This is a genomic window from Streptomyces sp. NPDC088254 (assembly GCF_044740925.1).
Lineage (GTDB): Bacteria > Actinomycetota > Actinomycetes > Streptomycetales > Streptomycetaceae > Streptomyces.
This window is the reverse complement of the sequence record NZ_JBIURQ010000013.1, coordinates 277,053-292,154: the sequence shown is the minus strand read 5'-3', so window position 1 is coordinate 292,154 and position 15,102 is coordinate 277,053. Positions and strand designations below refer to the sequence as shown.

16 protein-coding genes are annotated in these 15,102 nt (G+C 73.1%); 10 read left to right on the top strand and 6 right to left on the bottom strand.

Annotation, left to right across the window (positions count from 1 at the left end; all coding sequences use genetic code 11):
* Nucleotides 1–72: 72 nt before the first annotated feature.
* Together ACIOC0_RS33955 and ACIOC0_RS33950 are read right to left on the bottom strand one after the other, a co-directional pair.
* On the bottom strand, nucleotides 73–507 hold the full coding sequence (locus ACIOC0_RS33955) for an ATP-binding protein (RefSeq protein ID WP_402159581.1): 435 nt from the start codon (nucleotides 505–507) through the stop codon (nucleotides 73–75).
* A gap of 327 nt (nucleotides 508–834) precedes the next feature.
* Entirely contained in the window at nucleotides 835–1,881 is a 1,047-nt protein-coding gene (locus ACIOC0_RS33950) for a heavy metal transporter (RefSeq protein ID WP_402159580.1), read from the bottom strand.
* 93 nt (nucleotides 1,882–1,974) lie between these two features.
* Here ACIOC0_RS33950 and dapE point away from each other — a divergent pair, with 93 nt between their 5' ends.
* Nucleotides 1,975–3,054 carry a succinyl-diaminopimelate desuccinylase gene (gene dapE / locus ACIOC0_RS33945; protein ID WP_402159578.1) on the top strand — a complete coding sequence of 360 codons (1,080 nt, stop codon included), beginning with the start codon at nucleotides 1,975–1,977 and terminating at the stop codon, nucleotides 3,052–3,054.
* A gap of 94 nt (nucleotides 3,055–3,148) precedes the next feature.
* Complete coding sequence (locus ACIOC0_RS33940) at nucleotides 3,149–3,907, top strand: TIGR00730 family Rossman fold protein (protein WP_130443824.1); 759 nt, start codon at nucleotides 3,149–3,151, stop codon at nucleotides 3,905–3,907.
* A 112-nt stretch (nucleotides 3,908–4,019) separates the two neighbouring features.
* Here the strand turns inward: ACIOC0_RS33940 and folP are convergent, their stop codons facing one another.
* On the bottom strand, nucleotides 4,020–4,880 hold the full coding sequence (gene folP, locus ACIOC0_RS33935; RefSeq protein WP_130443948.1) for a dihydropteroate synthase: 861 nt from the start codon (nucleotides 4,878–4,880) through the stop codon (nucleotides 4,020–4,022).
* A 130-nt stretch (nucleotides 4,881–5,010) separates the two neighbouring features.
* Here folP and ACIOC0_RS33930 point away from each other — a divergent pair, with 130 nt between their 5' ends.
* Both ACIOC0_RS33930 and ACIOC0_RS33925 read left to right on the top strand, forming a co-directional pair.
* Nucleotides 5,011–5,361: a DivIVA domain-containing protein gene (locus ACIOC0_RS33930; RefSeq protein WP_402159705.1), complete on the top strand. Its 351-nt coding sequence runs from the start codon at nucleotides 5,011–5,013 to the stop codon at nucleotides 5,359–5,361.
* A complete protein-coding gene (locus tag ACIOC0_RS33925) occupies nucleotides 5,358–5,936 on the top strand; it encodes a DNA-3-methyladenine glycosylase I (RefSeq protein ID WP_402159575.1) in 579 nt (192 codons plus the stop codon). The genes ACIOC0_RS33930 and ACIOC0_RS33925 overlap by 4 nt, the downstream gene beginning before the upstream one ends.
* Nucleotides 5,937–5,957: 21 nt before the next feature.
* On the opposite strand, the gene ACIOC0_RS33920 is transcribed toward ACIOC0_RS33925, so the two are convergent.
* Nucleotides 5,958–6,761, bottom strand: a complete 804-nt coding sequence (locus tag ACIOC0_RS33920; RefSeq protein WP_130443818.1) for an enoyl-CoA hydratase/isomerase family protein — start codon at nucleotides 6,759–6,761, stop codon at nucleotides 5,958–5,960.
* A 381-nt stretch (nucleotides 6,762–7,142) separates the two neighbouring features.
* On the opposite strand from ACIOC0_RS33920, the gene ACIOC0_RS33915 reads away from it, so the two are divergent.
* The gene (locus ACIOC0_RS33915) at nucleotides 7,143–7,310 is read left to right on the top strand and encodes a DUF3117 domain-containing protein (protein WP_003966491.1); all 168 of its coding nucleotides are present in this window, start codon (nucleotides 7,143–7,145) and stop codon (nucleotides 7,308–7,310) included.
* Between the two features lie 189 nt (nucleotides 7,311–7,499).
* On the opposite strand, the gene ACIOC0_RS33910 is transcribed toward ACIOC0_RS33915, so the two are convergent.
* Nucleotides 7,500–8,198, bottom strand: a complete 699-nt coding sequence (locus ACIOC0_RS33910; protein ID WP_402159702.1) for an O-methyltransferase — start codon at nucleotides 8,196–8,198, stop codon at nucleotides 7,500–7,502.
* A gap of 162 nt (nucleotides 8,199–8,360) precedes the next feature.
* On the opposite strand from ACIOC0_RS33910, the gene sigE reads away from it, so the two are divergent.
* From sigE to ACIOC0_RS33885, 5 genes are all read left to right on the top strand, one after another.
* Entirely contained in the window at nucleotides 8,361–9,146 is a 786-nt protein-coding gene (gene sigE / locus ACIOC0_RS33905; protein ID WP_358795859.1) for an RNA polymerase sigma factor SigE, read from the top strand.
* Nucleotides 9,143–10,132 (top strand): zf-HC2 domain-containing protein, encoded by a 990-nt coding sequence (locus ACIOC0_RS33900; protein ID WP_402159573.1) that lies wholly within the window; start codon nucleotides 9,143–9,145, stop codon nucleotides 10,130–10,132. Before sigE ends, ACIOC0_RS33900 begins: the two co-directional genes overlap by 4 nt.
* A 97-nt stretch (nucleotides 10,133–10,229) precedes the next feature.
* A complete protein-coding gene (locus tag ACIOC0_RS33895) occupies nucleotides 10,230–12,353 on the top strand; it encodes a trypsin-like peptidase domain-containing protein (RefSeq protein WP_402159571.1) in 2,124 nt (707 codons plus the stop codon).
* Between the two features lie 199 nt (nucleotides 12,354–12,552).
* Nucleotides 12,553–12,996: a sec-independent translocase gene (locus ACIOC0_RS33890; protein WP_402159569.1), complete on the top strand. Its 444-nt coding sequence runs from the start codon at nucleotides 12,553–12,555 to the stop codon at nucleotides 12,994–12,996.
* Nucleotides 12,997–13,186: 190 nt separating this feature from the next.
* Complete coding sequence (locus tag ACIOC0_RS33885; protein WP_402159567.1) at nucleotides 13,187–13,846, top strand: hypothetical protein; 660 nt, start codon at nucleotides 13,187–13,189, stop codon at nucleotides 13,844–13,846.
* A gap of 101 nt (nucleotides 13,847–13,947) precedes the next feature.
* On the opposite strand, the gene ACIOC0_RS33880 is transcribed toward ACIOC0_RS33885, so the two are convergent.
* Nucleotides 13,948–15,081 (bottom strand): Mrp/NBP35 family ATP-binding protein, encoded by a 1,134-nt coding sequence (locus ACIOC0_RS33880; protein ID WP_402159565.1) that lies wholly within the window; start codon nucleotides 15,079–15,081, stop codon nucleotides 13,948–13,950.
* Nucleotides 15,082–15,102 lie beyond the last annotated feature (21 nt).

The window sequence follows — 15,102 nt, the reverse complement described above, 5'->3', positions numbered from 1 at the left end:
CCGCACCCGCGCTCGGCGGAAACGGCGAAGGGGCCCGGCGTGATCGCCGGGCCCCTTCGCGCGTCACGGGCGTCAGCCCAGCGGCAGCCCCTTCGTCGGCAGCCCCTTAGCGGGCAGCGTGCCCGCCCCCGGCAGGCCGCCCTTGGTCGCCGAGGAGGCCGTGTCCCCGAGGATCCCGCCGGCCGACCCGGCAGCCTCGCCGGCCGCCTTCTGCGCCACCGGCGTGGCCTTCTTCACGGCCTTGCCCCCGGCCTTGCCCGCCGCCGGAACCGCCTGCTTGACCGCCTTGCCGCCGGTGTCGGCCGCGGCCCCGGTGACGCCGCGCGCCGCGCCGTCGAGCGTGTTGCCCACGTTCGCCCCGTCCAGGGCGGTCAGCCCGCCGACGTTCGGGGCGGCGGGCAGTGCGGGGGCCGCGCCGGCGGAGCCGGCCGCACCGACCCCGGCGGCCGCTCCCGCAGCGACGAGCAGCGCGGCACGGGCGATCCTGCGGGTCAGGGGGAGGGTCATGATGCTCCTTACACGGTTACGCGAATTCACGGGTCACGCGGAGGGAAACGCCGGACGATCGTCAGGAAGCCGATCGTCCGCCTCGGTCGCAGTGACTACCGCTCGAGATCCACGAAGGTTGCGGACCGCCGCCGTAAAGAGTTGGCAATGCGTCGCATAATCGCCTGCGGATGAAACGGGCAAAAAGTGCTCGGTGTGAAAGTCCGTCAACCCCTCGGAGCCCAGTCCTCCCAGGGGTTCGCCCGACACCGGGAGCGGTGGCGCGAGCGACCGGCCGCCCCCGGCCCCGCACCGGCTCCCCGTGTCCCGCCCGGGTGACCGCCCGTACTACCGACCGGTGACGATCCGTACGGCGTTCGCGCCGGAACCCGCGCTCGAACCCGTGCCCGCGGCCCCCGCGGCCTCCGTCCCGCTCTCCTCGGCCGGACGCCACTTGCTGTCGGTGTGCCCGGCGGTCCACTCCCGCCCGGCGTACGTGACGCGCTCGATGTGCAGCGCCGAGGCGTTGGCCACCGCCCAGTGCGCGAGCTGCCAGCCGCGCTCGCCGACGGCCCGCCCGCCCGTGGAGCCGCCCTCGGACAGCGGGAGCGTCACGGTCCGCCCGCTGGTCTCCGCGGCCGGCACGTCCGCACCGGTGGCCGACGACTTCGACGCCCCGGCCTCGGAGTCGTTCCCGGCCTTCGAGTCCTGCTCCTGCGCCCCCTCCGCGCGGGCTCGCTGCGCCGCCTCCCGGCCGAAGTCGCGCGCGAGCGCCGCGCGCACCGCCTCCGGGCCGGTGGCCGTCGCGCTCGTCGGCACGCCCTCGCAGGTCAGCGTGGCCGCCGAGGTGCCCGTGAGCGCGGCGGCCAGCAGCGTGGCGTCCGGCTCGTGCTTGGCGTACGCCTCCGGGTAGCCGCTGCGCTGCACGCGCTGCGCGGCCACCGTCAGCGGCAGTTGCGTGTAGTCGCGCACCTTCGCCAGATGCGCGTAGAAGACGTCCGCCGCGTACGTCGGGTTCGTGACCTGCCGCTCGGTGCCCCAGCCCTGCGAGGGCCGCTGCTGGAACAGGCCGAGCGAGTCCCGGTCGCCGTGGTCGAGGTTGCGCAGCGCCGACTCCTGCAGGGCGGTCGCCAGCGCGATCGTCACCGCCCTCTGCGGCATGCCCCGGTCGGTGCCGACGGCGGCGATCGTGGCCGCGTTCACCGCCTGCTCGGGCGTGAACTCGTACTCGGGGCCGCCGCCTTGGGCGGAGACGACCCTGCACCCCGGGTCACCGGCGCCGCCGGTGACGTACTGCACCGCGACATAGCCCGCGACGGCGGACAGGACCACGCAGGCCGCCCCTGAACGGAGGAGGCGGCCGCGACGCTTGCGGGAAGGCGACGGCTCTGGCACGCGTACAAGGTACTGGAGAGTACGGAAACCGGGGAGACCGAAGGGAAGGGAGGGAACGGCGGGAGCCGCAGTCGGCGCGTTAGGGTCGACGGCATGGCCGAGACCCCGCTTGACCTCACGCTGGACGCCGCTGCGCTCACCGCCCGGCTCGTCGACTTCCCGTCGGAGAGCGGCGCCGAGAAGCCCCTCGCGGACGCGATCGAGACCGCCCTGCGCGCGCTGCCGCACCTGACGGTCGACCGGCACGGCAACAACGTCATCGCCCGCACCCGGCTGGGCCGCCCGGAGCGGGTGATCCTCGCCGGCCACATCGACACCGTCCCCATCGCCGGCAACGTCCCCTCCACGCTGGACGAGGACGGCGTGCTGTGGGGCTGCGGCACCTGCGACATGAAGTCCGGCGTCGCGGTCCAGCTGCGCATCGCGGCGACCGTCCCCGAACCGAACCGGGACCTGACCTTCGTCTTCTACGACAACGAGGAGGTCGCCGCCGACCTCAACGGTCTCAAGCACGTCGCCGAGGCCCGCCCCGAGTGGCTGGAGGGCGACTTCGCGATCCTGCTGGAGCCGTCCGACGGCCAGGTCGAGGGCGGCTGCCAGGGCACCCTGAGGGTGCTGCTGAAGACCCGGGGCGAGCGGGCCCACTCCGCGCGCGGCTGGATGGGCTCCAACGCGATCCACGCGGCCGCCCCGATCCTGGCCCGCCTCGCCGCCTACGAGCCGCGGTACCCCGTCATCGACGGCCTGGAGTACCGCGAGGGCCTCAACGCGGTCGGCATCAGCGGCGGCGTCGCCGGCAACGTCATCCCCGACGAGTGCGTCGTCACGGTCAACTTCCGCTACGCGCCGGACCGTTCGCCCGAGGAGGCGATCGCCCACGTGCGTGAGGTCTTCGCGGGGTGCGGGGTCGAGGAGTTCGTCGTGGACGACCACAGCGGCGGCGCGCTGCCCGGTCTCTCCCACCCGGCCGCCGCCGCGTTCATCGAGGCGGTGGGCGGCGTCCCGATGCCCAAGTACGGCTGGACGGACGTCTCCCGCTTCTCGGCGCTCGGCGTCCCCGCCGTCAACTACGGCCCCGGCAACCCCCACTTGGCGCACAAGCGGGACGAACGCGTCGACACGGCGAAGATCCTCGCGGGCGAGGAGCGCCTGCGCGCCTGGCTCACCGGCTGAACCGTCACAGGACCGGACACGCCGACGTCCCCCCTCCGTAACCCGCGTGGATCTACGCTGAGGTACGAACGACGCGCAAGCGGAGGGAGCTCACATGGCTACAGGCAACCCCGAGGGCAAGAAGCAGCCACCGGAGGAACAGCGCCTGGGACCGGTCCTCCGGAGGCGGGACCAGGTGCAGGCGAGCACCACGGACCAGCGGCTGCTGGACGAACGGGCCCCGTCCGACTGGGTCCACACCGACCCCTGGCGGGTGCTGCGCATCCAGTCGGAGTTCATCGAGGGGTTCGGCACCCTCGCCGAACTTCCGCCCGCCATCAGCGTGTTCGGCTCCGCCCGGACGCCCGCGAACTCCCCTGAGTACGAATCGGGCGTGCGGCTCGGCCGGGCGCTGGTCGAGGCCGGCTGGGCCGTCATCACGGGCGGCGGCCCGGGCGCGATGGAGGCCGCCAACAAGGGCGCGAGCGAGGCGGGCGGCGTCTCGGTGGGGCTGGGCATCGAACTCCCCTTTGAGCAGGGCCTGAACCCGTACGTCGACATCGGCCTCAACTTCCGGTACTTCTTCGTCCGCAAGATGATGTTCGTCAAGTACGCCCAGGGTTTCGTGGTGTTGCCCGGCGGGCTCGGCACCCTCGACGAACTCTTCGAGGCCCTCACCCTCGTCCAGACCCAGAAGGTCACCCGCTTCCCGATCGTCCTCTTCGGCACGGAGTACTGGGCCGGCCTGATCGACTGGCTCCGGAACACCCTCATCGCCCAGGGCAAGGCCGCCGAGAAGGACCTCCTTCTGTTCCACGTCACGGACGACGTGGAGGAGGCGGTGGCACTGGTGTCGAAGGAGGCGGGGCGTTAGGGCGCCTGTCCACCGACCGAGTCAGGTGGCGGGTGGGCACAGGGCGGGGTCCAGGGGCGGAGCCCCCTGGTGCGGCCCGCCGGACGACCGCCCACCCACCACCGCCGGCGGCTCACGCGAGCCCCCGCCGCGCCACCGCCGGCGGCCGGTGCCCCGCGATGGACGCCACCATGTCCAGCACCTGCCGCGTCTCCGCCACCTCGTGCACCCGGTACACCTGAGCCCCCAGCCACGCCGACACGGCGGTGGTCGCCAGCGTCCCCACCACCCGCTCCTTCACCGGCCGGTCCAGCGTCTCGCCCACGAAGTCCTTGTTGGACAGCGACACCAGCACCGGCCACCCCGTCTCCACCATCTCCGGCAGCCGCCGCGTCGCCTCCAGGCTGTGCCGCGTGTTCTTGCCGAAGTCGTGCCCGGGATCGATCAGGATCGACTCGCGCGGCACTCCCAGCCCCGCCGCCCGCTCCGCGAGCCCCACGGTCACCCGCAGGATGTCGGCCATGACGTCGTCGTACGTCACCCGGTGCGGCCGCGTCCTGGGCTCCGCGCCGCCCGCGTGGGTGCACACCAACCCCACCCCGTACCGTGCGGCGACCTCCGCCAGCCGGGGATCGACGCCGCCCCACGCGTCGTTCAGCAGATCCGCGCCGGCCTCGCACACGGCTTCGCCGACCTCCGCCCGCCAGGTGTCCACGCTGATCACGACGTCGGGGAAGCGCCGCCGCACCTCGGCGACGAAACCGACCGTGCGCCGTGCCTCCTCCTCGGCGGACACCTCCTCGCCCGGCCCGGCCTTGACCCCGCCCACGTCGATGATCGCGGCGCCCTCCGCCACCGCCCGCTCCACGCGCGCGAGGGCCGGCTCGTCGAGGAAGGTGGCCCCCTGGTCGTAGAAGGAGTCGGGGGTGCGGTTCACGATCGCCATGATCACCGGCTCGTGGGTGCCGAATTCACGCCTGCCGAGCCTGAGCATCCGCTGTGACCTCTCCTGGAACGTCCTGCACATCCACCGCCTGCGACCCTAACCGCCGCGCCCGCATGGCACGATCGGACCCTGACACATCCGATACGAGCACAGCGAGCGTGGTGGCCCACCGATGGTTATGTTCTTCTTCCTGGTCGTCGCGCTCGCCGTCGTGGTCGCCGCGGTGACGCTCGCCGTGGTGGGCGGCGGCGAGGGCGACGGCCCGCTGCCGGACGCCGTCGCCCAGCGGCTGCGCGACCCGCTGCCGCCGGATCGCCCCGTCCAGCGGGCCGACGTCGACCGCCTCCGCTTCCCCCTCGCCGCCCGCGGCTACCGCATGGCGGAGGTCGACGACGTGCTCAACCGCCTCGGCGCGGAACTCGCCGAACGCGACGACCGCATCGCCGAACTGGAATCCGCCCTGACCGCCGCCCGGACGCCCGAGCACCGGGTCTCCATGGACAAGCCCGCCCCCGAGGACCAGCGATGAGCGACGGCGCGGCCCTCGCCGGCCCGGACGGCGCGCTGCGCTGCCCGTGGGCCCTGTCCACCGCTGACTACGTGACGTACCACGACGAGGAGTGGGGCCGCCCGGTCCACGGCGACGACGCCCTCTTCGAACGCCTCAGCCTGGAGGCCTTCCAGTCCGGCCTGTCCTGGATCACGATCCTGCGCCGCCGCCCCGGCTTCCGCAAGGCGTTCGCGGACTTCTCGATCAGCTCCGTCGCCGCCTTCACCGACGAGGACCGCGAGCGCCTCCTCGCCGACCCCGGCATCATCCGCAACCGCGCGAAGGTCGACGCGACCCTCGCCAACGCGCGCGTGCTCGCCGACTGGGCCCCGGGCGACCTGGACGACGTGATCTGGTCCCACGCCCCCGACCCGGAGGGCCGCCCGGTCCCCCGGACCCTCGCCGACGTCCCGGCGGTCACCCCCGAGTCGACGGCGCTGTCCAAGGCGCTGAAGAAACGGGGGCTGCGCTTCGTCGGCCCGACGACGGCGTACGCCCTGATGCAGGCGTGCGGCCTGGTCAACGACCACCTGGAGACCTGCGTGAGCCGCTGACGCCGTCCCGCCGGAAAGCCCCTACCGGCCCAGGTACTTCGGCTTCTCCTTCTGCACGAAGGCCTGCACGGCGATCGTGTGGTCCTCGGACCGTCCCGCCCGCGTCTGCAGCTCGTCCTCCTTCTGGAGCGTCTCGGCCAGCGAGTGGGAGAACCCGTACGCCACGGCCTCCTTCAGCGCCGCGTAGGCGACCGTCGGCCCCTCGGCCAGCGCCCGCGCGACGCTCTCCGCCTCGGCGCGCAGCTCCGCCGAGGGCACGACGCGGTTGGCGATGCCCAGGTCGTACGCCTCCTGCGCCTTCACGGTGCGCGGGAAGAGCAGCAGGTCGGTGGCCCGGCCGGGGCCCACCACACGCGGCAGGGTCCACGAGACGCCGGAGTCGGCGGTCAGCGCCACGCCCGCGAACGAGGTGTTGAAGGCGGCCGTGTCCGCGACGATCCGGTAGTCCGCCGCGAGGGCGAAACCGAAGCCGGCTCCGGCCGCGACACCGTTCACCGCGGCGACCACCGGCTTCGGCGCCTCGGTGATCGCGCGCACGATCGGGTTGTAGTGCTCCCTGACCGTGCTCATCGTCTGCCCCGACCCGGTCTCCTTGTCGGCGGCGAGCAGCCCGATGTGCTCCTTGAGGTCCTGGCCGACGCAGAACGCCCGGTCCCCGGCGGCGGTCAGCAGCACCGCCCGGACCGCATCGTCCTCCGCCGCCGAGCGCACCGCGTCGCGCAGGGCGACCTTGGTCGCGATGTTCAGAGCGTTCATCGCCTCGGGGCGGTTCAAGGTGATCGTCGCGAGCCCGTCGCTCACCTCGTAGAGCACGGTGTCGGCCATGGGGTGTCCCCTCCGTCGTCGGTCACGGTCCGTGGTTGCGGGCGACGGCGTACCGACCGGTACGCCGTCGCCCAGGACAGCATGAAGGACGCGGGAGCGGTGGTCGTGTGACCTGCGTCTAACAATCTGCGGTGATTTCCGGCGGCCCTGAGCGCGTGCGGACGCGAAGTATGGCATCCACATCGCCGAAATGAGTGGTTTTGCTCGCGTGCGTTGCCCAAGCGATGCCTACTGATGTTGGTCATCGGGTCCTGAGATGCGGGATAATGGCCTGGAAGCAATGTGTTCGATGCCGGTGTCGCGCGTCCCCTGACGGAGTGCGCGTGCCCTTCACGGGCCGTCGGCCTTGACGATGAGCTGGTTTCAGGAAGGGGAACGAGCATGGCGGCCATGAAGCCGCGGACGGGCGATGGCCCGCTCGAGGTGACCAAGGAGGGGCGGGGCATCGTCATGCGCGTTCCGCTCGAAGGCGGCGGTCGACTCGTCGTCGAGCTGACCCCTGACGAGGCCGACGCGCTGGGCGACGCCCTCAAGAAGGTCGTCGGCTGACCGCGAGCGAGCTGTGAGGCGCAGGTCGCGAAAGCGTGCTTGCCGCCCGAGCGGGGGTGGGCCTGTCGTCGGCTGACGCGCAAGCGACCATACCCTTTCAGTCGCCCCGGCATCCTCACGGGTGCCGGGGCGACTGTTTCTCCACAAGGCCGCGTGCCGCGCCGCCCTGGTAGGCGGGAGCGCCGCCCGTCAGCGCTTGACCGCGCACAGCAGGCCGTCGCCCACCGGCAGCAGCGAGGGCACCCACTCCTGGCTCTCCCGCACCTCCCGCAACAGCTCACGCACTCTTATGACCTCCGTGGGCTGCGGGCCGGAGTCGATCGTGCGGCCGTTGGCGAACACGCCCTCGAACACCACCAGGCCCCCCGGCCGCAGCAGACGGAACGACTCGGCCAGGTAGTCCATGACCTCCAGCCGGTCCCCGTCGCAGAAGACCAGGTCGTATCCGGAGTCCGCGAGCCGGGGCAGGACGTCGAGCGCGCGGCCCGGGATGAAACGGGCCCGGTTGCTGGCGAAGCCGCAGGCGCGGAAGGCCTGCCGGGCGAACTGCTGGTGCTCCGGCTCCGGGTCGACGGTCGTCAGCACGCCGTCCGGGCGCATGCCGTGCAGGAGGTGTATCCCGGAGACGCCGGTGCCGGTGCCGATCTCCGCGACCGCTTTGGCGTCCACGGTGGCGGCCAGCAGGCGCAACGCGGCGCCCGCGCTGGGCGACACCGAGCGCAGCCCTGCCTCGCGGGCCCGCTCCCGGGCCCAGCGCAGCGCTTCGTCCTCGGCGACATAGGCGTCGGCGAACGCCCAGCTCGTCTGCCGGTTGCCGGTGATGTCCCTCTCCTGTCCCCATGGTTGCCTCGGCGTGACTGTATCCGTTGGCGTCGGGAACCCGCAGATGGGACCGCGCGTTTGAAGGGGTGGGACAGACGACGGGGGACACAGTTGGATCACGACGAGGGACGAGACGTCGAGCAAGTGCTGACGCAGCCGGATGAGCGGCGCCAGCGCACATCAAATTCTCGTAAAACCGCTTATCCGGAGCTAACGGGCGAGGTGGCTATGGTAGGGGCTCCACTGGACACCACCAGAGCCGACAGGGGAGGTGCGGCTGCACCTGTGGATCGGGGAGGAGTGCTGCGGCGCTTCCTCGGATCGGCGGGCAGGCCGAAATCCGTGAACGACACCGCTGCCGACCACAGCCAGGCCGCCGGTCCCACCGCCGGCCACGCCCCGACCGCGACCTTCTCCACCGACGCGGACGGGCAGGCGTGGACTCCGCCCACGTGGGAGGAGATCGTCAGCATGCACAGCGGCCGGGTCTACCGGCTCGCCTACCGCCTCACCGGCAACCAGCACGACGCGGAGGACCTCACCCAGGAGGTCTTCGTCCGCGTCTTCCGCTCCCTGTCGACGTACACGCCGGGCACCTTCGAGGGCTGGCTGCACCGCATCACCACCAACCTCTTCCTGGACATGGTCCGCCGCAAGCAGCGCATCCGCTTCGACGCGCTCGGCGAGGACGCGGCCGAGCGGCTGGCCAGCAGGGAGCCCACCCCGCAGCAGATCTTCAACGACGCCCACTTCGACGCGGACGTCCAGCAGGCCCTGGACACCCTCGCGCCCGAGTTCCGCGCCGCGGTCGTCCTCTGCGACATCGAAGGACTGTCGTACGAGGAGATCGCCGCGACCCTCGGCGTCAAGCTCGGCACGGTCCGCTCGCGCATCCACCGCGGCCGCTCGCAGCTGCGCAAGGCGCTGGCCCACCGTTCGCCCGAGGCGCGCGCGGAGCGGCGCTCCTTCATGGCCCGGGTGCCCGCTCTGGGGGGAGGGGGCGCGACGGCGTGAGTGGATCCCGTCCTACCCCTGCGGAACAGCACCTAGGCGACCGACTCTCCGCCCTCGTGGACGGCGAGCTCGGTCATGACGCGCGCGAGCGGGTGCTCGCGCATCTGGCGACCTGTGCCAAGTGCAAGACGGAGGTCGACGCGCAGCGCCGGCTGAAGAACGTCTTCGCCGAAGTGGCCCCGCCGACCCCCTCCGAAAGCTTCCTGGCCCGGCTCCAGGGGCTCCCCGGGGGAGGTGATCCGGGCGGCGGCGGCATGCCGCCGCTCGGGGGAACGTTCGGGGACCGGTTCACAGCCGCCCGCCCCGGAGCCTCCTCCGTATTCGGGGTGAGACGCGACGAGCCGTTCGAGTTCGGCTACGTCCCCGCCCGTGAGCACGGCTCGGAGCTCCCGCCCTCCCCGGACCGCGGTTTCCGGATCCACCCGGTGGGCCGGGGCGACGCCGAGCGCTCCCGCGGGCTGCGGCTCGCGTTCGTCGCAGCCGGCGCGGTGTCGCTGGCCGCGATCGCCCTCGGCGGCATGAACACCGGCATCCCGGCCGACGCGGAGGCCCGCGGCGGCGCGGGCACCGGAAGCAATGTGACCCCGGCCCGCACACCGGGCGGCTCCGGGGCGACGGCGGTCCCGGAGAACCAGCGTCGGCGTGCCACAGGGCCCCTCCTGTCCCAGGGCACCGGGGCGACCCTCGGCGACGCCCCGGTGGCCCCGACCCAGGTGTCCGCGCCGCTGCTGCCCGGGATTCCGGCCCCGGCCGGCACTCCCGTGGAGCCGCAGGTGCTGCACCGGCTCACCACGCCCATGGTGGCCGGGGCGGCGGCGATGTCCCCGCTGATACGCCCGCTGGCCGCGCCTCCGCCGATCGCGCTCACCGCCTGGGACGCCGCGCCCTCGCCCGGTGCGCCCAACCTGCTCGCCGCCCCCGCTTCCGTACCCGAGGCCGTGCCCGCTCCCAGCCGCTCTCCCTTCTCTCCGCAGATCGCCCGCTGACCGAACCCTGCCGCCGGGCCGCCGTGACCTGGTTGAATCCAGGGAGGATCGCGCCCGTGCGAGGAACCGGGCGCGACGGGGGCCGAACGGGGAGAGCATGGACGAGGGCAAGCCGACCAAGGCGAAGTGGTGGAACCGCCCACGCCCCGAGCCCGGAGAGACCCCCGACGGCGACTTCCAACTCGCCGACCCGAACCCTCCGCCGGAGCCTCCGGCGGCCACGCAAACGGACCAGGCGGAGGCACCCGCCGGAGTTGAGGCGGGCCGGCCGGCGGCGTCCGCCGGGGTTGCGCTGGACCAGCCGGCGGCGTCCGCCGGGGTTGCGCTGGACCAGCCGGCAGCGTCCGCCGGGGTTGCGCTGGACCAGCCGGCGGCGCCCGCCGGGGTTCCGCTGGACCAGCCGGCGGCGCCCGCCGGGGTTCCGCTGGACCAGCCGGCGGCGTCCGCCGGGGTTGCGCTGGACCAGCCGTACTCGCTGGGTGATACGGCGGACCAGCCCGGGGCGCTCGCCGGCGCGCCTGTGGATCAGGCGGGGGCGCTCCCCGGGGTTCCGGGGGCCCGTTCCGCCGACGTGTCCGAGGGTGTTGCCGTGGGGCAGGCCGACTCGGCCGCTCCCGTCGGGGAGCCCCTCGGTCCGCCCCCCACCCCTCCCGTCGGTGACGTGCGTCCCAAGCCGCTGCACGATCCCGACGCCTACAGAACCCCGCCCTACGGCGAGCCCGGCCCCTGGGCCCCCGCACCGCCGGTGCAGCACCCTGCGGCCCCGCACGCCCAGGGCATGCCGCCGGCCACCCCGGTCCCGCCACCCGCACCGCCGGTGCAGCACCCTGCGGCCCCGCACACCCAGGACATGCCGCCGGCCACCCCGGTCCCGCCACCCGCACCGCCCGTGCAGCACCCTGCGGCCCCGCACGCCCAGGGCATGCCGCCGGCCACCCCCGTCCCGCCACCCGCACCGGCCGCCCCCGTCCCTGAGGGCGACGCGCCTCCCGAAGCCGCCGACCCCTGGTACCGGTACGACCCCTGGGCCGCCCCCGGTGGCGTCTCAGCGTCCGCCGGGCCGTTGCAGCAGACCGGGGCCGCCGTGCTCAGCCGGGATCAGCGTCGTAGTCGGGTGCGGAAGGCGCTCGTCGGAGGAGCCCTCGGCATCGCGCTCGTGTCCGGGCTGATCGGCGGGTTCGTCGGCGCCCAACTGGAGCGCAACGGCGGGCTCGACACCGTGAAGCTGCCGCAGGCCTCCGCCGCGCCCGCTGGGCGGGACGCCGACAGCATCGCCGGGATCGCCGCCCGCGCCCTGCCCAGCGTCGTCACCCTGCACGTCAGCGGAAGCGCGGAGTCCGGCACCGGCACCGGCTTCGTGCTGGACACCCGGGGCCACATCCTCACCAACGAACACGTCGTCGCGCCCGCCGGATCCGACGGCGAGATAAGCGTCGTCTTCAACGGCGGCCGGACCGCCCGCGCCGAGATCGTCGGCAAGGACAGCGGGTACGACCTCGCAGTGGTCAAGGTGAGCGGGGTGCGGGGGCTGACCCCGCTGCCCCTCGGCAACTCCGACAACGTCCGGGTCGGCGACCCGGTCGTCGCCATCGGCGCCCCCTTCGACCTGGAGGGCACCGTCACCTCCGGCATCATCAGCGCCAGGGAGCGGCCCATCACCGCCGGCGGCGAGAGCGGCGACGGCAGCGACGTCTCGTACGTGGACGCGCTGCAGACCGACGCGCCCATCAACCCGGGCAACTCCGGCGGCCCCCTCCTCGACGCGCACGGCCAGGTCGTCGGCATCAACTCCGCCATCCGCTCGGCCGCCGACGGCTCCGACGCCGACGGCGGTCAGGCCGGCTCGATCGGCCTGGGCTTCGCCATCCCGGTCAACCAGGGCAGGCGGGTCGCCGAGGAGCTGATCAACACCGGCCGGGCGACCCATCCGGTCATCGGCGTCACCCTCGACATGGACTACACGGGCGACGGCGCCCGGGTCCGCGCCGAGGGCGGTGACGGCGGCCTCCCGGTCACTCCGGGCGGCCCCGGCGACCGGGCCGGCATCCGCGCCGGCGACGTCATCACGGCGATCGACGGCAGGCGCGTCCACTCCGGTGAGGAACTGATCGTCAAGACGCGGGCCCACCGCCCCGGAGACCGTATGAAGCTCACCGTCCGGCGCGACGGCGGGGACCGCACGCTCACCCTGGTCCTCGGCTCCTCCGGGGGCAGTGACTGACAGCGGCTCACAGACGGCCGCCGGCCCGCGGCGCGCCAAGGCAGACAACGCTCAAAACCGGCCGCCGACCGGCACGCGTCTGCCGTGGGGCGGTACCGGTCGGACAGGTGCGACAGGTACCGTGGACCCGGCCCGGACCACGGAAGACCGGAACTGACCACCGAGGGCCGAGGACCGCGGACATCGCAAGGAGCTTCAGGTGTTCAATGACATAGGCCCGCTCGAGCTGGTGACGCTCGCCGTCCTCGCCGTGCTCGTCTTCGGTCCGGACAAGCTCCCCAAGGTCATCCAGGACGTGTCGCGCACGATCCGGAAGATCCGTGAGTTCTCCGACAGCGCCAAGCAGGACATCCGCGCCGAACTCGGCCCGGAGTTCAAGGACTTCGAGTTCGAGGACCTCAACCCCAAGACCTTCATCCGCAAGCAGCTGGACAACGAGGACCTGGGGCTCAAGGAGATCCGCAACGGCTTCGACCTGAAGAAGGAGATGGCCGAGGTCACCGACGCCGTCCACGGCCACGAGCCGGACTCCACCGCCCCGTCGTCGTCCTCGTCCTCGTCCGGCGGCCGTCTGGACATGACCAAGAAGCCTGAGGAGCCGGGCAAGGACGACCGCCCCCCGTTCGACGCGGACGCCACCTGAGCGTCACGCGCCCCGCGTCGCCCCCTCCGATGTGAGGGGGCGCACGCCGTGCGCACCGGGTGGTTTCCCCGCGGTCGGCGACAGGGTGGCTATGCTGCCTGGTTGTTGTGCGGGCCGTACCAGTGAGGCGACGCCACCCGAAGGGCGGCGGGCCGGGGCGGTCCGGCGAGAGCGAGGAGGCGTCGGGCACATGGAGACGACGAGTCGGGCAGTCGAAGAGGCGCCGGCCGCGGAGGGTGGACAACAGGTCACCTCCACCCGGCGCGCGGTCGACCGCTACCTGGAGGCGCCCTTCCCGTGGTACGGCCTCGACGAGGCCTTCACCGGGCCGCGCTGGCTGATGCAGGTGGGCACGGCGGCCGACGGGGCCGTCGAGCACGGCGCGATCGGGCACGGCGAGGAGCCGTCGGTGCGGCACGAGACCTCGGGCGAGGACCGCGGGAAGTTCGCGGTCGTCGTGACCGTCGCCGCGAACCCGGTGCGGCGCAGCGCGGACGGCACCGGGCTGCTGGAAGCCACGTCGGTGTCCTCGGCGGCCTGGCTGGCGGGGCTGGGGCTGCTGTCGCACACCTGGCCGGGCCAGCTGGACCACAGCCTGCGCGACGACTGGCTGGACCAGCAGACCGAGACGGCGTGGGCTCTTGCGGACGACCTCGCAGGCTCCGCCTGGTCGACGCTGTCCCTGCCGGTCGACGGCGTGTCCGCGCCGTTCCACTACCGGGAGTCCGAGTTCGGCTGGGTCCTCGCGGGCACGACGGGACAAGGGGTGCACGTCGGGGCGTACGGCAGGGGGATGAGCGCCTACGGCCTCGGCTTCGCCATGATCAAGGACATCGCCGCGTACGCGTGAGGCCGATCGCCCCGCGGGCATGACAGAAGGGGCGCCGCGGGCGGCGCCCCCTTGTCGCAAGGCTCAGCGCTCGGGAAGAGCGTCGGCGGCATCCCGTGGGATCAGAACTTGTTCCTCGGCGTGATCCCCAGGGCCAGTCCCGAAAGGCCCCTCTGGCGTCCCCCCAGCTTTCCGGCGATGGCCCGCAGGGCGGAGCCCGCCGGGCTGTCCGGGTCGGTCAGGACGACCGGCTTGCCCTCGTCGCCGCCCTCGCGCAGGCGGACGTCGATGGGGATGCTGCCGAGGACGGGCACGGACGCGCCCGTGGTGCGGGTGAGACCGTCGGCGACCTTCTGGCCGCCGCCCGTGCCGAAGACGTCGACCATCTCGCCGCAGTGCGGGCAGGGCAGGCCCGACATGTTCTCGACCACGCCGACGATCTTCTGGTGGGTCTGCACGGCGATGGAGCCGGCCCGCTCGGCGACCTCGGCGGCCGCCTGCTGAGGCGTCGTCACGACGAGGATCTCCGCGTTCGGGACCAGCTGCGCCACCGAGATCGCGATGTCGCCGGTGCCCGGCGGCAGGTCGAGCAGCAACACGTCCAGGTCGCCCCAGTACACGTCCGCCAGGAACTGCTGGAGCGCGCGGTGCAGCATCGGGCCGCGCCACACCACGGGGGCGTTGCCCGGGGTGAACATGCCGATCGAGATGACCTTCACGCCGTTCGCCGACGGCGGCATGATCATGTTCTCCACCTGGGTGGGACGCCCGTCGGCGCCCAGCATGCGCGGCACGCTGTGACCGTAGATGTCGGCGTCGACGACACCGACCTTCAGGCCGTCGGCGGCCATCGCCGCCGCCAGGTTGACCGTCACGGACGACTTGCCGACGCCGCCCTTGCCGGACGCCACGGCGTACACGCGCGTGAGGGAGCCGGGCTTGGCGAAGGGCACCTCGCGCTCGGTCTGGCCGCCGCGCAGCGCGCCCGCCAGCTCCTTGCGCTGCTCGTCGCTCATCACGTCGAGCGTGACGTCGACGCGGGTGACGCCCTCGACCCCGGAGACCGCGTCGGTCACGCGCTGCGTGATCGTCTCGCGCATCGGGCAGCCGGAGACCGTCAGGTACACCGCGACCGCGACCGCTCCGTCCGAGCCGATCTCCACCGACTTGACCATGCCGAGCTCGGTGAGGGGCCGGTTGATCTCGGGGTCGTTCACCGTCGCCAGCGCTTCGCGCACCGCGTCTTCCGTAACCATAGGACGATGGTACGGCGCTCG